Below are 17,772 nucleotides of genomic sequence, written 5' to 3' on the forward strand. Positions count from 1 at the left end.
GAAAGCGTATCCAATTCATAAGTGTAGTGACTAGTCTTTTGGAGCGGATGTGCGTCGACGGCATATGCTGGGCCGGTGAGTGAACCCATCGGACGCCGCGAGCGGAAGAAGGCCCGGACCCGCCAGGCCCTGGCCGACGCCGCGCTCTGTCTCTTCCTCGAACGCGGCTACGACGCCGTCAGCGTCAAGGACGTCGCCAACGCCGCCGACGTGGCGGTGACCACCCTGTTCAAGCACTTCCCCAGCAAGGAGGCGCTGGTCTTCGACCTCGACGCCGACGTCGAGGCGGCCCTGGTGTCGGCGGTGCGCGACCGGACGCCCGGTCAGTCGATCCCCGCCGCCCTGCGCGACCACGTCCTGGAGCGGGCGGTCCGGATCGTCGCGGATGAGCGGGCGGCCGGGATGCGGCGGATGGTCGAAGAGACCCCGGCACTGAGCGAGTACGCCCGCCGCATGTGGGTGCGCCACGAGACCGCCCTCGCGCACGCCATCGCCGAGGAGTGCGGTGCCCCGGCCGACGACCTCGCCTGCGCCGCGCTGGCCCGGTTCGCGCTGGAATCCGGCCGGCTGGTCCAGCGGCACGCCGACCCGCACGAGGCCGCGGACGTGATCTTCGGCCTGCTCGAAGAGGGCTGGACGGCCCGGCGGCCCGCACCCGACTGAGCGACCAACGGGCGACAACGTCGGCTACGGAGCCGGCGTTCGCCCATACGTGAGAACTGCGGCCCCCGCGCCCGCCCTCAACGCTCCTCGTGATGCCGGTGCCGCCCGGGATGCCGCAGGTGCATCCACACGTTCCGGGCCCGGCGGCCCGCCTCGGTGCGGCTGCGGGCGACCAGCCGCTGCGCCTGCTCCGGCGTCTCCACCATCGGGCCCGAGCCGCGCAGCGGCTTGCCCGCCGTCTCGTGCAGGAAGAGCGCCGAGCAGAAGCCGATGACGCCCGCACCCATCAGGTAGTAGGCCGGCACCATCTCGTCGCCGGTGCTCTCCAGCAGCGCCGAGGCGACCAGCGGCGTGGTGCCGCCGAAGAGCGAGACGGAGATGTTGTACGACACCGACAGCGCGCCGTAGCGCATCCGGGTGGGGAAGAGCGCCGGCAGGGTGGCCGCGGAGGTGCCGGCGAAGACCACCAGCAGCAGCCCGAGCACGGCGCAGCCGAGCGCCGGCAGCAGCACGCCGCCGGCCCGGATCAGCAGCAGCGCCGGCGCGGCCAGGGCGACCAGCGCGGCGCTGCCGGCCATGAACAGCGGGCGCCGCCCCCAGGTGTCCGAGCGGCGGCCCACGGTGGTGATGGTCAGGGCGACGAGGATCATCGTGCCCAGGACGAGCAGCTGTGCGGTGGTGGGGTTCTGACGCAGCGTCTCGGTCATGAACGTCGGCAGGTAGGACGTCACGACGTAGTTGGTGACGTTGTAGACCACCACCAGGCCCATGCAGATCAGCACGGCGTGCCAGTGCCCGGTGAAGATCTCCTTCAGCCGCCCGTGCCCGGACTGCCGGGCCTCCTCGGCGCCGGCCAGTTCCGCCGCGCTCTCCGCGCTCTCCGCCTCCGCGCGGAAGGCGGGCGTCTCCTCCAGGCGCATGCGCATGTACAGGCCGATCAGCCCGAGCGGCCCGGCCACCAGGAACGGCAGCCGCCAGCCCCAGCCGGTCATACCGTCGCTGCCCAGGGCCGCGGTGAGCACGGTCACCAGGCCCGAGCCGAGCGCGTAGCCGACGAAGGTGCCGAAGTCGAGCCAGCTGCCGAGGACCCCCCGGCGCTCGTCCGGCGCGTATTCGGCGATGTACGTGGTGGCCCCCGCGTACTCGCCGCCGGTGGAGAAGCCCTGCACCAGCCGGCACGCGAGCAGCAGGACGGGCGCGGCGACGCCGACCGTGGCGTACGCGGGCAGCAGACCGACCGCGAACGTGCTGACCGCCATCATGATCATCGTGGCGGCGAGCACCTTCTGCCGTCCGATGCGGTCGCCCAGCGGGCCGAAGACCAGGCCGCCGAGCGGGCGCACCACGAAGGCCGCGGCGAAGGTGGCGAAGGCGGCGATCACCTGGGTGCCGGAGGAGCCGGAGGGGAAGAAGACCTTGCCGAGCGTGGCCGCCATATAGGCGTACACCCCGAAGTCGAACCACTCCATCATGTTCCCCAGCGCCGCGGCGGAGACGGCGCGGTGGACCTCGGGGCGGTCCGTGACGGTGACGTCCTCGATGGTCAGCATCTTCTTGCGGCGCCGCAGCAGGGTCCTGAGCATCCGGTCGGTGGCCGACGTGCCGCCGCGCTGCGGGGCGCCGCGCCCGGGCGTCGTCCTCTTCGGGAATCTTCTGCGATCGGCGCTCAATGCTCCACCTGCAGGGTCGGGGGCGGGGTGCGGGAGGCCGGCGGCTCGTCGGACGCTCCCGGCACGGGACCGCTTCTGCCCGGCCGGTCGCACTCCACACGCCCGAGCCGTCAGCGGCGGAAGCGTTACCCGCAGTCACTTCCCTGAATCTTCACACGTGATGAGCGACCCTGCTCTGGTGAGCCTCCTCGGGCCCGGGGCGTTGCTCAGGCCCCCGGCAGGGCTCAGTGGGTTTCCGTTGTTGCCCTGCCGGATGTCGCCCTGCCGGAAACTGTGCAAGCCTGATGTGGGGAGCAGTCGGGCGATTTCATGCGCGGGGGCGAGAGGCAAGCGCCATGAGTTATCCCTCCAGCGAATCCAACGAATCCCGTGCGTTCCACGAGGCCTACGCGGCTGCCGGTGAGCCCGGTGAGCCCGGTGAGCCTGGTCAGTCCGGTGAACCCCGTGCCCAGGACCCCACCGGCATCCCCACCGGCCTGACCATGCTGGCCGATGCCGGCTGGCAGGTGCTGGTGAGCGCCGGCGTGTTCTCGATCGCCCTCGGAGCCGTCGTCCTGGCCTGGCCGGAGGCGAGCCTGACGGTGGTCGGCGTGCTGTTCGGCATCTATCTGCTGGCCACGGGTGTCTTCCAGCTGGCGGGCGCCTTCGGCAGCCACGTTCCGGGGCACATGCGTGCTCTGGGGTTCGTCAGCGGCGGGCTCTGCGTGCTGCTGGGACTGGTGGCCTTCCGCGGGCCCGCGCAGTCGGTGCTCCTGCTCGCGCTGTGGATCGGGTTCGGCTGGCTGCTGCGCGGCTTCATGCTGATGGGCGTGGCCCTGTCCGTCCCGGCGCTTCCCGCCCGTGGCTGGCAGGTCTTCCTCGGCATCGTCAGCGTCCTGGCCGGAATCGTGGTGATCACCTCGCCCTTCGCGTCGATCGCCGTCCTCACCATGGTCGTCGGCATCATGCTGATCGTCATGGGAGTGATCGAGGTCGGGCACGGCATCCGGTTGCGCACGCGCCTCGGAAAGCTTTCCGCGCCCGGCGCGCAGCGGAGCAGCCGGGGCGGCCGCGGCCACCGGTGGCACCCCCACCCGCAGCACTGACGGCGGCAGTTGTGACCCGCCACCGGACGCGCGCGGCCGCCACCCCTCAGTGGGGTGGCGGCCGCGCCGCGGGTCACCGGGACCGGATCAGTGCACCGGTGCCGGGTAGGTCGGGTACTCCACGCCGGACACGTGCTGGACGACGCGGATGACCTGGCACGAGTAGCCGAACTCGTTGTCGTACCAGAGGTAGAGGATCGCGTTGTCGCCGTCGACCTTGGTGGCGCCGGCGTCGACGATCGAGGCGTGCCGCGAGCCGACGAAGTCCATGGACACGGCGTCGGGGGCGGTGGTGAAGTCGATCTGGCGCTTCAGCGGCGAGTTCAGGGAGACGTCGCGGAGGTATTCGAGGACCTCCTCGCGGGTGGTCTCGCGGCCCAGGCGCAGGCTCAGGATCGCGATCGAGACGTCCGGGACGGGGACGCGGATCGAGCTGCCGGTGATCGGCGCCTTGAGGTCGGGAAGCGCCTTGGCGACGGCCGAGGCGGCGCCGGTCTCCGTGATGACCATGTTCAGCGGCGCGGAGCGGCCGCGGCGGTCGGCCTTGTGGTAGTTGTCCAGCAGGTTCTGGTCGTTGGTGAACGAGTGGACGGTCTCCACGTGGCCGCGCAGCACGCCGTACTCGTCGTCCATCGCCTTCAGCGGCGGGACGATCGCGTTGGTGGTGCAGGAGGCGCAGGACAGGATCTGCTCGTCCGGCTTGATCGTGTCGTGGTTGACGCCGTGGACGATGTTGGGGACGTCGCCCTTGCCGGGCGCGGTCAGGACGACCTTGTCGATGCCGGGGCGCAGGTGCTTGGAGAGGCCCTCGCGGTCGCGCCACTTGCCGGTGTTGTCGATGAGGATGGCGTCCTTGATGCCGTACGCCGTGTAGTCGACCTCGGACGGGTCGTTGGCGTAGATCACCCTGATCGCGTTGCCGTTGGCGACGATCGTGTTGTTCGCCTCGTCGACGGTGATCGTGCCCTGGAACTGGCCGTGGATGGAGTCGCGCCGCAGCAGCGAGGCGCGCTTGACCACATCCTCGGCGGCCCGGCCGCCGCCCGGTCGGACGACGATGGCGCGCAGCCGCAGGCCGTTGCCCGAGCCCGCCTTCTCGATGAGGAGCCGGGCCACGAGGCGGCCGATGCGGCCGAACCCGTAGAGGACGACGTCGCGGCCCTCGCAGCCCTCGATCTTGTTGGCGCCCGTGGCGCCGGCGACGGCCTCGGCGGTGAAGGCCTCCACCGTCAGACCGCGGTCGTCGGTCTTGTAGGTGGCGGCGAGCATGCCGATGTCGATCTGGGAAGGGCCGAGGTCGAGCGTGGTCAGCGCCTGCAGGAACGGCAGCGTCTCGGTGACCGAGAGCTCCTCGCCGGCTATCTGCCGGGCGAATCGGTGGGTCTTCAGGATGCTGACCACCGACTTGTTCACCAGGGAGCGGCTGTGGAGGAGGACCGTGACGTCCTGCTCGCGGTGCAGCTTCCCGATGATCGGGATCATCGACTCCGCGATCTCCTCGCGGTTCTTCCAGTCAGTGAACGAGTCGTCGTTGACAGTCACAGGCTTTTCTCTTTCGAGCTAGGCAGCGCTCACATGCTAACCCCATGTCATTTTGATCGTTCAAGGGGTGTCGTCGGCGGCCGGGCGAAGCCTGCCCGTGAGCGTGAGAAAGGCGACGAACGCAATCAAAACCACCCAGCCGGGCCACCCGCTGATGCCGATCGTCACACTCGCCGAGCTGACGAACGCGTGGCCGATCACGGGTGGGCACGACCGAGCCGGAGCGCAGGCAGGCGCAGACAGGTGAGGACGGGCGGCACGTGGGAGAGGCCGGTGGCGGAGGTCGGTCACATTTCCCCTGCGCCACGAGTCATAGGGGTAACAGCATTCGACGGAAGGCACGGAAGGTACCGCTTCGATGATCGGAAAGCCCCTCGCACGCGCCGCAGTTCCCCTGGCGGCGGCCCTGCTCGCCCTGGCTCCTTCGGCCGCCCCGGCCGCCCCGGCCGCGGACCGGAATCAGCCTTCCGGGCAGCAGCCCTCAGGGCCGCGGCCGTGGACCGCCGCCTGGACGGCCGCTCCCCAGGCCCCCGCGCACACCGACTGGTATCCCAACTGGTCGGAGGCGGGCTTCGAGAACCAGACCGTGCGCCAGGTGATCCGGGCCGGCGCAGCGGGAAGCGAGCTGCGCGTGCGGCTCTCCAACGCCTACGGCAAGACGCCGCTGCGGCTGGCCGGCGCCACCGTCGCCCTGTCGGACGGGGGAGCCGCCGTACGGCCCGGGACGGTGCGCCCGCTGCGCTTCGGGGGCGCGGGCAGCGTGGCGGTCCCGGCAGGCGGGGAGCTCGTGAGCGATCCGGCGGCCCTCCCCGTCGAGGCCTTCGGGAAACTCGCCGTCACCCTGTACTTCCAGGCCCCGAGCGGCCCGGCCACGTTCCACAACCTCGCCCTGACCGGCTCGTACCGGGCGGCCGGGGACCACAGTACGGACGTCTCCGCGGGTGCGTTCACCGAACCGCCGAGCCTGTCCTGGTACTACCTGGCCGGGGTCGACGTGAAGGGCAGCCCTCGCGGCAGGGGCAATACGGTCGTCGCCTTCGGTGACTCCCTCACCGACGGCTACGGCTCGGACTTCGGCGCCGACAACCGCTACCCGGACGTGCTGGCCGAGCGCCTCGCCGCGGCCGGCAGCCCGCGCACCGTCGTCAATGCGGGCATCGGCGGCAACAAGCTCCTCAACGGCTCCGACTGCTTCGGCGAGAGCGCCCTGGCGCGCTTCCGGCGCGACGCCCTCGACCGGACGGACGTGGGCACGGTCGTTCTCCTGGAGGGCACCAACGACATCGTCCAGCCCGACGATCCCGGCCGCTGCACGACGCCCGCCCCGAAGGTCACCTCCCAGGACATCACGGGAGGCCTCCGGCAGCTCATACGCGAGGCCCGCGCACGCGGCGTCCGGGTCCTCGGCGCGACCATCCCGCCGTACCAGGGCTACGGGCACTGGACCGAGCGCGGCGAGCGGGTGCGCAACGAGGTCAATCAGTGGATACGCACCAGCGGTGCCTACGACGGCGTCGTGGACGTCGACCGCGCCGTGGCCGACGGCCCCAGGATCAGGAAGGAGTTCGCCTTCACCGACGGCATCCACCTCAACGGCGCGGGCTACCGGGCCGTGGCCGAGGCCGTGGACCTCGACCGGCTGTGACCTACGGCGCTCCGGGCCGGATTCCGTACGGGCCGGGCTCAGACTCCGGCCTTGGTTCCAGCTCCGGCCTTGGTTCCAGCTCCGGCCTTGGTTCCAGCACCGGCCCTGGTGCCGACTCCGGCCCAGGTTCCGGCGCCGGCGCCGGCCCAGGTTCCGGCGCCGGCGCCGTCACCGACTCCAGGTCCGGTCCCGGCACGGGCGCCGATTCCGATTCCGACTCCGGATCCGGTCCCGGCCTCGGTCCCGGTTCCTTCAGTGCCCTGCCGCCCTTCCGCCGGCGCACCAGCCAGCCCGCGAGCACCGCGATGCCCGCCAGTGCGTAGGCCACGGTGCCGAGGAGGCCGGAGTCGTCGACCGCCCGGCCTCCCACGTACTTGGCCGCCCCGGCCATGGCGACGCCGAGCCACTCCCAGCGTCCGTCGAGCGCGACGAGGGCGATCAGGAGCAGGGCGTACCAGGAGTATCCGGGGGTGGTGAGGAGGAACGCCGCCCCGGTCACCAGGAGCGCGCTCCGCCAAGGCCGTCCGGGGTCTCCCCGCCGCAGCACGTACGCCACCACGGCGGCGCAGAGGACCAGGACCGCGGGCTGGGACCAGGAGGCGGGCAGGACCAGCCGGAGGAGGGCGTAGCGGTTCTTGACGGTGGGGTCGTCGTAGCCCTCCTCCTCGGCGTAGCCGCCGAGGTAGCCGAGGACCGAACCGTGGGAGATCAGGAGGTACGGCAGGTAGCCGAGGCCGACGACCGCCGCCGCGGGCAGCAGCACGGCGAGGGAACGGCGGAGCGGGCGCGGCGGCCCCTCGCCACCGGCGGCGCCGTCGGGCCGGCGGGGCCGGGGCGCCGCCGCCCCCGCGAGCGCTCCCGGGAGGACGACCGCCGGCAGCAGCTTGGTGGCGATCCCCGCGCCGATCAGGGTGCCGCCGCGGACCCGGTGCGCGCGGACCGCCGCCAGGCCTGCGACCGCGAACAGCACGCCGAGCACGTCGACATGAGCGTTGTTGACGGCCTCGGCGGCGACCGCCGGGCACCACGCCCAGTACGCGGCCCGGTGGGCGCGGCCGCGGCGGCGCAGGACGGCCAGGAGCAGGGCCGAGACGGCGACGGACAGCACCGCACCGCCCACTTGGAAGGGCTTGTGCCGGGCGTCCGCGGGCGAGAGCGCGTGGACGAGGAGGAAGTACCCCTCGGCCACGGGCGGGTAGATCGTGTGCACGGAAGGGCGGTTGATGAGCGTGCAAGTGGCGACGGCGGTGCCGGACGGGGCGGCGGCCGGAGCGCCTTCCGCGGCCGCCACCCCGAACCGCTCGGGCCGTTCGCATTCCGTGCCCCGCGGGAACAGCCGGTCGTCGCGCAGCCGGGACAGTGCGGGGTCGCCGGGCACGTGGTCGTACGGCGAGATGCCCGCGGCCTGGACCCGGCCGTCCCAGACGTAGCGGTAGACGTCGGAGCTGGTACGGGGTCCGGCGACCAGGCCGGCGGCGGCGACGGCCACGGAACCCGCCAGCACCAGCGGTGCCACGTGGCGGGCCGGTACGTGCCGCAGGGCCCACGCCGCCGCGCCGAACAGCGCCCAGGCCAGCGCGTACCAGCCGGCGAGCGCGGCGGGATCGGTGACGTAGGCGTCGCTGCGGACGGCCCGCACCAGGACCGCGGTGAGCGCGGCGAGTGCGGCCGTGGTGACGGCGGTCATGACGGCGGGGCGGCGGGGGAGGGCGATCACCCGGCCAGCCTGGCACCGGGGCGGGCGGATGACGTCCCGGCCGGGGCGAACGTCCGCGTTCCGTAAGGACTCCGCACCCCCTTCCCGGCCCCCGCTCGCGTTCTGATGAAGGCATGAAACTCCCCCTCCGCCTTCCCGGGCCCCCGTCCCTCCCCATTTCCTTCTCGGGGAGGCTGCACGACGCCCGTACGGCCACGGCCGTCGGCCGCCTGCTCGGCGCGGCGGTCGCGGTGTGCTTCGTGACCGGGCTGGTCAGCCACGTCCTGCAGCACCCGCCGGCTCTGCTCGCGAACAGCCTTCCCAGCCGCCCCTCCTGGGGCTACCGGTTCAGTCAGGGGCTGCACGTCGCGAGCGGGATCGCGGCCGTCCCCCTGCTGCTGGTGAAGCTGTGGACGGTCTACCCGCGGCTCTTCGCCGGGCCGCCCGCGCGCTCGGTGCGGCACGCCCTGGAGCGGCTGTCCGTCGCGGTGCTGGTCGCGTCGGCGCTCTTCGAGCTCTTCTCGGGGCTGTTCAACACCGCGCAGTGGTATCCGTGGCCGTTCTCCTTCGTGCCCGTGCACTTCGCCGTCGGATGGCTGCTCATCGGGTCGCTGCTCCTGCACGTGGCGGTCAAATTGCCGGACATCGCCGCCCATTGGAGGCGCCGCTCGCCCGGGACGCTGTCCCTCCCCGCCGAGGACGCGACCGACCGGCGGTCGCTGCTGGTCGCCACGGGCGCCGCCGTCGGAGCGGTGACGCTCACCACCGTGGGCCAGTCCCTGACGCCCCTGAAGAGCCTGGACCTCCTGGCCCCGCGCCACCCGGACCACGGCGAACTGGGCCTGCCCGTCAACCGCACCGCCGCCCGCGCGGGAGTGACCGCCGAGTCCGTGCGCGGCTGGCGGCTGCATGTCGGGGGCCCGCGACCGTACGAGATCACCCTGGACGAACTGCGCGCCATGCCGCAGCGAGAGGTCATCCTGCCGATCGCCTGTGTGGAGGGGTGGAGCCGGTCGGCGCGCTGGACGGGCGTACGGGTGCGCGACCTGCTGGACCGTGCGGGCGCCCCGGAAGGGGCCCTGATCCGGGTCACGTCACTGGAGCGGCACGGTGCCTACCGGGTGATGGTCATGCCGCACACGTACGCCCGCGACCCCCTCACACTGCTGGCCGTGCGCCTCAACGGGGAGGAACTCCCGCCCGACCACGGGTATCCGGCCCGGATCATCGCCCCGAACAGGCCCGGCGTCCTGCAGACCAAGTGGGTGTCCCGGATGGAGGCGCTGTGATGCGCGGGGGCCGGGCCCTGCCGGTGATCCGCGCGGTCGCCGGTGCGTGCGGAGTCGCCCTGATGGGGGTGGGCCTGTGGGCCGCGTGGCGGGGCGACGACCCGCAGGACCCGTGGCAGGTCGTGCGGTGGCCGGCCGGCGCGGTGCTCGTGCACGACGGGATCGTCGCCCCGCTGACGCTCCTCGCGGGCCTCGTGGTGGTACGGCTGCGGGCGCGGCGTGCGGTGCGCGGCGGTCTGCTCGTCGCGGCGAGTCTGACGGCGGTGGCTTACCCGGTTGTGTTCCGGCCGGGTGTTCCCCGGAACTCGTCGGTGCTGCCGCTGGATTACGTAGGCAACTGGCTCTTCGTGCTGGCGCTGACAGCCGTGGCGACCGTCGTGACCGCACTCGCAGGGGCGTGGGCGCGGCGGCTGCGGACACGGAAGGGGAGCGACGGGCGGAAGGCGCCGCGGGGCTCGTGACACGAGGGCGGGGCGCCTGCCGGCCGGGCGGGCCGGGGGAGCGCCCCACCACGGTCCGGCCGGCGGCCCGGCGCTCGCGCGGCACAGCCCGGGACGGCGGGCGGCAGGCGCGCCGCGGGGCTCGTGACGCAGCTGTGGGGCCCTCCGCCGGGCGGAGGGCCCCACCAACAGCCGCGCCCCGCTCTCAGCGGCGCAGGGCCACGAACGCGCGCCCGGACACGGCCCACTGTTCCGCTGCGTACCACCCGGCCCGGCTCGCGTAGCGCGTCAGGGCGGTCACTCCGACGCGGGCCCACGGGAAGGGCGGTCCGGTCCGGCCACGCCCGTCGTCGACGCGCACCTCCACACGCTCGTCGACGTCCGCGGCGGCGGCCTCGGCGAGGAGGAGCCCCCCGGGCGCCGTGACACGGGCGACACGTCCGAGCAGTGCGGCGGGGTCGCCGCCGATGCCGACGTTGCCGTCGATCAGCAGCGCCGTGCCCCAGCGCCCCTCGCCGGGGAGGGGGTCGAACACGGACCGGCACAGGGCGGTGCCGCCGCTGCGCCGGGTGCGGTCGACGGCGGCGGGGCTGAGGTCGACACCGAGCACCGGGTGGCCGCGGGCGGCCAGCGCGGTGACGAGTCTGCCGGGGCCGCAGCCGATGTCGATGACAGGCCCGTGGCACCGGTCGAGGACCGTCAGGTCGGAGGGATCGGCTTCCGCACACCACCGTTCGACTTCGAGGGGCAGCATCCAGCCGTCCGTCCGGCGCAGGAACAGCGGCCCCCGTCCGGCGCTCACCGCGTCGGCGTAGGGGTCGCTGCGCCAGGGGGCCGGTATCCGGGCCGGCGGCGTCAGTTCGCGGGTCGGCACGGCCGGCCACCTCCGCCCGGGGAGGGGGAACCCGGCCGCGCACCGGACACCGGCTCCCGCTGCGGCGGCACCCGCCGCCCCAGGCGGTCCACCGCGGCTGCGAAGCGAGTGCCGGGCGCCGCCGCGGCGACGCGCACGGCGTCCGCCGCCGTGTCGACGTCGAGCAGCTCCGGGAGATCCCGGACGCGGAGCCCGGCCGCCACGAGCCGGCGGCGCTGGGCGGCACCGGTCCCGGCCGTGGACATGGGAACGCCGCGCAGCAGACGGGGTTGCGGTTCGGCCAGCCCCAGGGCCCAGAAGCCGCCGTCGGCGGCGGGCCCGAACCAGGCGTCGCAGTCCTGCCAGCCCGCCGGGCCCAGGGCCGGGGCCAGCAGGCCCGCCGTGAGCTGCGGGGTGTCCATGCCGACGAGCAGGGCGGGGCCCGTGCAGGCGGCGAAGGCGGCGGCGAGCCGTTCGTCGAGACCGCCCGCGCACTGCGGCAGGACCTCGAAGCCCGGCGGCAGCCACGGACCGGGCCGGCCGTCCAGGACGAGGACCCGGCGGCGCGCGGGCACGGCCCGTACGGCCCACAAGGTGTCCGTCAGCGCCGCTTCGGCCAGCAGAGCCGCCTCGGCGGGCTCGTACGGCGGGGTGAGGCGCGTCTTGACCCGCCCGGGCAGCGGTTCCTTCGCGATGACGAGCAGGGTCGTCGGCCCGTCCGGGGCCGGGCCCGCGGCGGTGGCCGCGCTCACCCGGCCGTCACCTCCAGCGGCACGGCGGGCGCCCGGAGCACGGCGCGCATGTCCCGCACGGCGCGCCAAGTGCCGCGCCAGGTGCCGGTCACCTTCGAGCGACCGGTACGGGGCAGGTAGGGGACGTCGGTCTCCGTCACCCGCCACCCGGCGTCGGCGGCACGCACCACCATCTCCAAGGGGTAGCCGCTGCGGCGGTCGGTCAGGCCGAGGCCCAGCAGGGCCTCCCGGCGCGCGACGCGCATGGGGCCCAGGTCGTGCAGCCGCAGCCCGGTGCGCCGGTGGAGCATCCGGGCCAGCGCCGCGTTGCCGAGGCGGGCGTGGAGCGGCCACGCCCCGCGCCCCTGCGGGCGGCGGCGGCCGAGCACCAGATCGGCGTCGCCGGCGCGGACCGCCGCCGCGAGGCCGGGCAGCAGGCCGGGGTCGAGCGAGGCGTCGCAGTCGCAGAAGCACACGAGATCGGCCTCGGCGGCGGCCAGTCCGGCGTGGCACGCCGCGCCGAAGCCGCGGCGCGCCTCGTGGACGACGGTCGCACCGAGGGAACGGGCCAGGTCCGCCGAGCCGTCGCGGGAGCCGTTGTCGACGACGATGGCCCGCCAGCCGGCGGGCACCCGGGCCAGGACCCGGGGCAGGGCCGCCGCTTCGTCGAGACAGGGCAGCACGACGTCCGCGGTGGGAGTGGTGGAGTGAGTCACGATGCTCACCCTACGGAGCAAATTCCGGCATTTCGGACGCCGGATCCTTACGAAACGAGGACGCCGATCCGCGGAGGGGGAGGCCCGGCCCCGCCGTCTCCCGGCCGGTGCGAGGCTGGAGGCATGCACAACGAATCTCCCGCCCGTGTCCTCGTCGTCGACGACGACCCGACCGTCGCCGAGGTCGTCTCCGGCTACCTCGGCAGGGCCGGCTTCGCCGTCGACCGGGCCGCCGACGGCCCGGCGGCGCTGGAGCTCGCCGCCGCCGTGCGACCCGACCTCGTCCTGCTCGACCTGATGCTGCCGGGCATGGACGGCCTGGAAGTCTGCCGCAGGCTGCGGGCCGGGGGACCCGTACCCGTGATCATGCTGACGGCGCGGGGCGACGAGGAGGACCGCATCCTCGGGCTGGAGATCGGCGCCGACGACTACGTCACCAAGCCCTTCAGCCCCCGGGAGCTGGTGCTGCGCGCGGAAGCCGTGCTGCGCCGGGCCCGGTCCCGGGCCGACGTGCCGCCGCCCGCCCCGGCGCTGCGCGCCGCCGGGATCGTCCTCGACCCCGTGGCGCGGCAGGCCACCAAGGACGGCGCGGCGCTCGCCCTCACCCTCCGTGAGTTCGACCTCCTCGCCTTCCTGCTGCGGCACCCGGGGCGGGCCTGCGGGCGCGAGGAGCTGATGCACAAGGTGTGGGGCTGGGAGTTCGGGGACCTGTCCACCGTGACCGTGCACGTCCGACGGCTGCGCGCCAAGATCGAGGACGACCCGGCCCGGCCGCGCTTCATCCGGACGGTGTGGGGCGTCGGTTACCGCTTCGATGCCGATGCCGATGCCGATGCCGATGCCGATACCGGGGACGGGGACGGTGGCGGCTCCGATGCCGATACCGGGACCGCCGGCACCGTGCGCGATGAAGAGGCCGGGACCGATGCGTGACATCGTGCTGATCGCCCTCTACGCCCTCGCCGGAGCGACCGCGGCCGGAGCGCTCGGCGCGCTCGCCCTGCGGCTGCTCCGGCACCGCTCGGTCGCCGTGTCCCTGACGGTCGTGGCCGCCGTGTCGGTGACGGCGATGCTGGCCGGAACGCTGACCGTGGCCTGGGCGATGTTCCTGTCCTCGCACGACCTGACCGTCGTGACGACGGTGTGCGCCATGGCCGCCGTGGTCTCCCTGGCCACCGCGCTGCTGCTCGGCCGCTGGGTCGTGGCCCGCAGCAACGCCCTGACCCTGGCCGCGCGGGACTTCGGCCGCAGCGGCAGCTTCGCGGCCCCGGACGGCAACGCCACCGCCGAACTGGCCGCGCTCGGGCGGGAACTGGCCGCCACCAGCGCCAAACTGGAGGAGTCCCGGGAACGGGAGCGCGCCCTCGACGCCTCGCGCCGCGAACTCGTGGCCTGGATCTCGCACGACCTGCGCACCCCGCTGGCCGGGCTGCGCGCCATGGCGGAGGCCCTGGAGGACGGCGTCGTCGAGGACCCGGCGCGGTACCACCGGCAGATCCGCACCGAGACCGACCGGCTCAACGGGATGGTGAGCGACCTCTTCGAGCTCTCCCGCATCCACGCGGGCACGCTCTCCCTCAGCCCGAGCCGGATGTCCGTGTACGACCTGGTGGGCGACGCCCTCGCCGGGGCCGAGCCGCTGGCCCGCGAACACGGCGTCCGTCTGGTCGGGGAGAACCTCGGGGAAGAGGCGGACGGCGTGCCCGTCGAGGTCGACGGCCGGGAGATGACCCGGGTCCTGGGCAACCTCCTGGTCAACGCCATCCGCCACACACCCGCCGACGGCACCGTCGCGATCGCCGCGCGGCACGAGGAGGCGACGGACACGGTCGTCCTGTCCGTCACCGACGCCTGCGGCGGCATCTCCGAGGAGGACCTGCCCCGCGTCTTCGACACGGGCTGGCGGGGCTCCGAGGCCCGCACGCCGCCCGCGGGCGCGGGCCTCGGCCTGGCGATCGTGCGCGGCATCGTCGAGGCCCACGCGGGACGCGCGACGGTCTGCAACGTGCGGGGCGGCTGCCGGTTCGAGGTCGTCCTGCCGGCAGCGCCGTAGCGCCTGCCTCAAGCCCACGGCAGCCCGGGCACCGGCACGAGGCCGGTGCCCGGGCTCGCGCGTCACCCGCTCGCCGGCCGCCGCTGCGGGGCGTGCGCGAACTCCGCCATGCCCGCCGCGAAGTCCACCTGCGGACACCAGCCGAACTCCTCGCGGAGCCGCCGCGAGGTCGCCGTGATGTGCCGGACGTCCCCGAGCCGGAACTCGCCGGTGACCACGGGGTCCGGCCCGCCGCGGGCCCCGCTCAGGGCTCGGGCCATGTCACCGATCGTGCGGGGCGTGTCGCTCCCGCAGTTGTACGTCCGCGAGCTTCCCGCGGGACGGGCGCCGAGCCCCTCCAGCGCGAGGACGTTCGCCATGGCCACGTCGCGGACGTGCACGAAGTCCCTGCGCTGGCGCCCGTCCTCGAAGACGCGCGGCGCCTCGCCCCGCGCGAGGGCCGAGCGGAAGAACGAGGCGACACCCGCGTACGGGGTGTCGCGCGGCATCCCCGGCCCGTAGACGTTGTGGTAGCGCAGCGACACGGCACGGCCGCCCGTCATCCGCGCCCACGAGGACGCCAGGTGCTCCTGGGCGAGCTTCGTCGTCGCGTACACGTTGCGCGGGTCGGCCGCGGCGTCCTCGCCGACGAGCCCCGGCGCGAGCTGCCTGCCGCAGCGCGGGCACAGGGGCTCGAAGCGGCCCGCTTCGAGGTCCCCGGCCCGCCGGGGCCCGGGGCGGACGGGGCCGTGCTCCGCGCAGTCGTAGCGCCCCTCGCCGTAGACCACCATGGACCCGGCCAGGACGAGACCGCGCACCCCGGCACCGGCCATCGCCGCCAGCAGCACGGCCGTGCCGTGGTCGTTGCAGCTCACATAGGCCGGAGCGTCGGCGAAGTCCTTGCCCAGACCGACCATCGCCGCCTGGTGACAGACGGCGTCGACACCGCGCAGCGCCCGAGCGGCACCGGCGGGATCGCGTACGTCGGCCTCGCACCAGGCCACGCCCTCGGGCACGGGAGGCCGCACCGGGTGGGCGGCGGGCAGCAGGGCGTCGAGGACGACGGGGTCGTGCCCCCGGGCGAGCAGGGCGGAAACGATGTGCGAGCCGATGAAGCCCGCTCCTCCGGTGACGAGTACGCGCATGCGTCCGACGTTAGGGCCGCCGGCGGCCACCCGGCCCGGCTGCGCGCGGTACGTCACCACTCCGTAAGAAGCCTTGCCCACCGGCCCGTACGCTCCTCAGTTCTGCGTCAGTACCTCCCGGAGCACGGCCGCCGCGCTGATGTCGCGGCTCTTGGTCGCGGTCAGCAGGGTGAGCGTGCCGTGCCCGGACAGCTCCCTGAGGTGCCGGAGAGCGGCCTCGTGGGGTTCGTCGCGGAGTTCGGTGCGGTAGCGGCGGGCGAACTCCTCGAAGCGGGCGGGGTCGTGCCCGTACCACTTGCGCAGCCCGGTGGAGGGCGCGACGTCCTTGCACCACTCGTCCAGCGCGGCCGCTTCCTTGCTCAGCCCGCGCGGCCAGATGCGGTCGACGAGCACCCGGCTGCCGTCCGCCTCTCCGGGCGGATCGTAGACCCTCCGCATCTGCACCCGCCGTGACCGCGCCATGAGCCCATCGTCGTCGCCGGGCGGCCGGAACGCACCCGGAGCGGCGGCGCGGCGGACCGGCAGGGCAATTCCTTTGCCCGGCCGCAGGATCGGAGGAAGGATCGGCTCCGGGGACGGGACCGTCGCCCCACGACGCGACAAGGAGTAAAGGACGCATGCCGGAAACCTCGTTCCAGGGCCAGGACGTCGACACCGCACGACCCGCCTCCGCCGCCTATCTCGTCATCGGCATCCCGGGGTCGGGGAAGAGCTCGGTGTCGGCGGGGCTGGCCCGCCGGTTCGCCCTCGGCGCGCACATCGAGGGCGACCACCTCCAGGAACTGATCGTCGCGGGAGGCCGCCTGCCCTCGCCGGAGGCGGACCTCGAAGCCGACCGCCAGCTGCTGCTGAGGGCCCGCAACGCGTCGGTCCTGGCGCGTAGTTTCCATGCCGCGGGCGTCGTCCCGGTCATCGACGACGTCGTCGTCCGGCGCGCACACCTCGACTTCTACCTGGAGCACCTGAAGGACCTGCCGCTGCGCCTGATCGTCCTCGCGCCGTCGGCGGAGGTCGTCGCCCGGCGGGTGGCCGAGCGGGACAAGGTGCTGGCGGACGACTGGTCGTTCCTGGACGAGGCGATGCGCACCGAGCTCGGCGGCCGGGGCACGTGGTTCGACACCTCCCGGATGACCCTGGAGGAGACGGTCGACGCCGTCCTGGCGAAGGGCTGATGGTCCAGCATCCCGGCAGCGAAGACGATGGGACATCTTCTGAAGATCCAGGGATATTCATCGGCTCATTCGATCTCCCTAACGTGGGGTGCACAACAGGAACCCACCAGGGAGAGACCCACCATGCGCGCTGTCATCCAGAAGTCCTTCGGAGGCCCCGAGGTCCTGGAGGTCGCCGAGATCGACCGTCCCACCCCGCTTCCCGGGGAGGTCCTCGTCCGGGTCCGCGCCAGTTCCGTGAACCCGGTGGACGTGGGCGTCCGGTCCGGTGCCTACCCGCTGCTCGGCGAGCCGCCCTTCGGGGTCGGCTGGGACATCTCCGGCGTCGTCGAGGAGGCCGGCGCCGGGGCCCGCTTCCGGCCGGGGGACGAGGTGTACGGCATGCCGTTCTTCCCGCGCGCCGCCACGGCCTACGCCGAATACGTCGCCGTGCCCTCCCGCCAGGTGGCCCGCAAGCCCGCGACCCTGGACCACGTGCACTCCGCCGCCCTCCCGCTCGCCGCGCTCACGGCCTGGCAGGGCCTGGTGGACGCCGCGGGGCTCGGCGAGGGGCAGCGGGTGCTGATCCACCGCGCGGCCGGCGGCGTCGGGCACCTCGCCGTCCAGATCGCCAAGGCCCGCGGTGCCCACGTGACCGCCCTGGCGAGCTCCCCCAAGCACGAGTTCGTCCGGGGCCTGGGCGCCGACGAGGTCATCGACTACCGCACCACCGACTACACCGAGGCCGTCAAGGACGCCGACGTCGTCTTCGACTCCTCGTCCGAGGGCGTGCGCGCCCTGTCCGTCCTGCGCCCCGGCGGCACGCTCGTCAGCATCATGGAGCACGGGGACCGGGAGCTCGCCGCCCGGATCGAGGCCGCCGGCCGCCGCTTCGCCGGCATCGCCGTCGAGCCCGACTACGCCTCGCTGGAGGCGATCGCCGCCCTCGTGGACGCCGGCCGCATCCGCCCCCACGTCGCCGGGACGTTCCCGCTCGCCGAGGCGGCCACGGCCCACGAGCGGGTCGCGTCGGGACGGACCCAGGGGAAGATCGTCCTGACCGTCGACTGACCCGTTGACCGGTCTGAGCACGCCGTAGGCTGGGCGCCCGGTG

The 17,772-nt window shown here is 73.8% G+C and carries 17 protein-coding genes; 9 read left to right on the forward strand and 8 right to left on the reverse strand.

The genetic code is table 11. The features are described from left to right. The first annotated feature begins 75 nt into the window (after positions 1–75). A complete protein-coding gene (locus tag IF61_RS0108460; RefSeq protein WP_030365652.1) occupies positions 76–663 on the forward strand; it encodes a TetR/AcrR family transcriptional regulator in 588 nt (195 codons plus the stop codon). Between the two features lie 77 nt (positions 664–740). On the opposite strand, the gene IF61_RS0108465 is transcribed toward IF61_RS0108460, so the two are convergent. Beyond that, positions 741–2,246 (reverse strand): MFS transporter, encoded by a 1,506-nt coding sequence (locus IF61_RS0108465; protein WP_078660055.1) that lies wholly within the window; start codon positions 2,244–2,246, stop codon positions 741–743. A 422-nt stretch (positions 2,247–2,668) separates the two neighbouring features. On the opposite strand from IF61_RS0108465, the gene IF61_RS0108470 reads away from it, so the two are divergent. Further along, complete coding sequence (locus tag IF61_RS0108470) at positions 2,669–3,418, forward strand: HdeD family acid-resistance protein (RefSeq protein WP_078660056.1); 750 nt, start codon at positions 2,669–2,671, stop codon at positions 3,416–3,418. 87 nt (positions 3,419–3,505) lie between these two features. On the opposite strand, the gene IF61_RS0108475 is transcribed toward IF61_RS0108470, so the two are convergent. Then, positions 3,506–4,960: a glyceraldehyde-3-phosphate dehydrogenase gene (locus tag IF61_RS0108475; protein WP_030365655.1), complete on the reverse strand. Its 1,455-nt coding sequence runs from the start codon at positions 4,958–4,960 to the stop codon at positions 3,506–3,508. Between the two features lie 358 nt (positions 4,961–5,318). On the opposite strand from IF61_RS0108475, the gene IF61_RS0108485 reads away from it, so the two are divergent. Further along, positions 5,319–6,605, forward strand: a complete 1,287-nt coding sequence (locus tag IF61_RS0108485) for an SGNH/GDSL hydrolase family protein (protein WP_030365656.1) — start codon at positions 5,319–5,321, stop codon at positions 6,603–6,605. Position 6,606: 1 nt separating this feature from the next. On the opposite strand, the gene IF61_RS0108490 is transcribed toward IF61_RS0108485, so the two are convergent. Next, the gene (locus IF61_RS0108490; protein WP_342667978.1) at positions 6,607–8,322 is read right to left on the reverse strand and encodes a glycosyltransferase 87 family protein; all 1,716 of its coding nucleotides are present in this window, start codon (positions 8,320–8,322) and stop codon (positions 6,607–6,609) included. Positions 8,323–8,435: 113 nt separating this feature from the next. Here IF61_RS0108490 and IF61_RS0108495 point away from each other — a divergent pair, with 113 nt between their 5' ends. Beyond that, positions 8,436–9,590, forward strand: coding sequence for a molybdopterin-dependent oxidoreductase (locus IF61_RS0108495; RefSeq protein WP_052392517.1), 1,155 nt, complete (start codon positions 8,436–8,438; stop codon positions 9,588–9,590). After that, on the forward strand, positions 9,590–10,051 hold the full coding sequence (locus tag IF61_RS0108500; protein WP_030365659.1) for a hypothetical protein: 462 nt from the start codon (positions 9,590–9,592) through the stop codon (positions 10,049–10,051). The genes IF61_RS0108495 and IF61_RS0108500 overlap by 1 nt, the downstream gene beginning before the upstream one ends. 184 nt (positions 10,052–10,235) lie before the next feature. On the opposite strand, the gene IF61_RS0108505 is transcribed toward IF61_RS0108500, so the two are convergent. From IF61_RS0108505 to IF61_RS0108515, 3 genes are read right to left on the reverse strand one after another with little or no spacing between them, the layout of a single operon-like run. Next, on the reverse strand, positions 10,236–10,904 hold the full coding sequence (locus IF61_RS0108505; protein ID WP_245684447.1) for a methyltransferase domain-containing protein: 669 nt from the start codon (positions 10,902–10,904) through the stop codon (positions 10,236–10,238). Then, positions 10,886–11,635 carry a TIGR04282 family arsenosugar biosynthesis glycosyltransferase gene (locus tag IF61_RS0108510; protein WP_078660057.1) on the reverse strand — a complete coding sequence of 250 codons (750 nt, stop codon included), beginning with the start codon at positions 11,633–11,635 and terminating at the stop codon, positions 10,886–10,888. Before IF61_RS0108510 ends, IF61_RS0108505 begins: the two co-directional genes overlap by 19 nt. Next, positions 11,632–12,339 carry a glycosyltransferase family 2 protein gene (locus IF61_RS0108515; protein WP_030365662.1) on the reverse strand — a complete coding sequence of 236 codons (708 nt, stop codon included), beginning with the start codon at positions 12,337–12,339 and terminating at the stop codon, positions 11,632–11,634. Before IF61_RS0108515 ends, IF61_RS0108510 begins: the two co-directional genes overlap by 4 nt. Before the next feature lie 114 nt (positions 12,340–12,453). Between IF61_RS0108515 and IF61_RS0108520 the strand changes: the two genes are divergently transcribed. Both IF61_RS0108520 and IF61_RS0108525 read left to right on the forward strand, forming a co-directional pair. Then, positions 12,454–13,263: a response regulator transcription factor gene (locus IF61_RS0108520; RefSeq protein ID WP_043188240.1), complete on the forward strand. Its 810-nt coding sequence runs from the start codon at positions 12,454–12,456 to the stop codon at positions 13,261–13,263. After that, on the forward strand, positions 13,256–14,383 hold the full coding sequence (locus IF61_RS0108525) for a sensor histidine kinase (protein WP_030365664.1): 1,128 nt from the start codon (positions 13,256–13,258) through the stop codon (positions 14,381–14,383). The genes IF61_RS0108520 and IF61_RS0108525 overlap by 8 nt, the downstream gene beginning before the upstream one ends. 62 nt (positions 14,384–14,445) lie before the next feature. Here IF61_RS0108525 and IF61_RS0108530 read toward each other — a convergent pair whose 3' ends face one another. Both IF61_RS0108530 and IF61_RS0108535 read right to left on the reverse strand, forming a co-directional pair. Then, on the reverse strand, positions 14,446–15,507 hold the full coding sequence (locus IF61_RS0108530) for an NAD-dependent epimerase/dehydratase family protein (protein WP_030365665.1): 1,062 nt from the start codon (positions 15,505–15,507) through the stop codon (positions 14,446–14,448). 96 nt (positions 15,508–15,603) lie between these two features. Continuing rightward, positions 15,604–15,969, reverse strand: coding sequence for a DUF488 domain-containing protein (locus tag IF61_RS0108535; RefSeq protein ID WP_030365666.1), 366 nt, complete (start codon positions 15,967–15,969; stop codon positions 15,604–15,606). Between the two features lie 155 nt (positions 15,970–16,124). Here IF61_RS0108535 and IF61_RS0108540 point away from each other — a divergent pair, with 155 nt between their 5' ends. Together IF61_RS0108540 and IF61_RS0108545 are read left to right on the forward strand one after the other, a co-directional pair. Then, the gene (locus tag IF61_RS0108540) at positions 16,125–16,679 is read left to right on the forward strand and encodes an AAA family ATPase (RefSeq protein WP_030365667.1); all 555 of its coding nucleotides are present in this window, start codon (positions 16,125–16,127) and stop codon (positions 16,677–16,679) included. A gap of 123 nt (positions 16,680–16,802) precedes the next feature. After that, positions 16,803–17,729 (forward strand): NADP-dependent oxidoreductase, encoded by a 927-nt coding sequence (locus IF61_RS0108545; RefSeq protein WP_030365668.1) that lies wholly within the window; start codon positions 16,803–16,805, stop codon positions 17,727–17,729. Positions 17,730–17,772 lie beyond the last annotated feature (43 nt).

The sequence above is a fragment of the Streptomyces roseoverticillatus genome (assembly GCF_000719265.1).
Taxonomy (GTDB): Bacteria; Actinomycetota; Actinomycetes; order Streptomycetales; family Streptomycetaceae; genus Streptomyces; species Streptomyces roseoverticillatus.

What these genes read in the sequence shown, in the direction of transcription:
- IF61_RS0108535 (WP_030365666.1), bottom strand. Translation starts at nt 15,969, where the DNA reads ATGGCGCGGTCACGGCGGGTGCAGATGCGGAGGGTCTACGATCCGCCC.
- IF61_RS0108525 (WP_030365664.1), top strand. Translation starts at nt 13,256, where the DNA reads ATGCGTGACATCGTGCTGATCGCCCTCTACGCCCTCGCCGGAGCGACC.
- IF61_RS0108495 (WP_052392517.1), top strand. Translation starts at nt 8,436, where the DNA reads ATGAAACTCCCCCTCCGCCTTCCCGGGCCCCCGTCCCTCCCCATTTCC.
- IF61_RS0108500 (WP_030365659.1), top strand. Translation starts at nt 9,590, where the DNA reads ATGCGCGGGGGCCGGGCCCTGCCGGTGATCCGCGCGGTCGCCGGTGCG.
- IF61_RS0108470 (WP_078660056.1), top strand. Translation starts at nt 2,669, where the DNA reads ATGAGTTATCCCTCCAGCGAATCCAACGAATCCCGTGCGTTCCACGAG.
- IF61_RS0108465 (WP_078660055.1), bottom strand. Translation starts at nt 2,246, where the DNA reads ATGCTCAGGACCCTGCTGCGGCGCCGCAAGAAGATGCTGACCATCGAG.
- IF61_RS0108530 (WP_030365665.1), bottom strand. Translation starts at nt 15,507, where the DNA reads ATGCGCGTACTCGTCACCGGAGGAGCGGGCTTCATCGGCTCGCACATC.
- IF61_RS0108520 (WP_043188240.1), top strand. Translation starts at nt 12,454, where the DNA reads ATGCACAACGAATCTCCCGCCCGTGTCCTCGTCGTCGACGACGACCCG.
- IF61_RS0108545 (WP_030365668.1), top strand. Translation starts at nt 16,803, where the DNA reads ATGCGCGCTGTCATCCAGAAGTCCTTCGGAGGCCCCGAGGTCCTGGAG.
- IF61_RS0108540 (WP_030365667.1), top strand. Translation starts at nt 16,125, where the DNA reads ATGCCGGAAACCTCGTTCCAGGGCCAGGACGTCGACACCGCACGACCC.
- IF61_RS0108485 (WP_030365656.1), top strand. Translation starts at nt 5,319, where the DNA reads ATGATCGGAAAGCCCCTCGCACGCGCCGCAGTTCCCCTGGCGGCGGCC.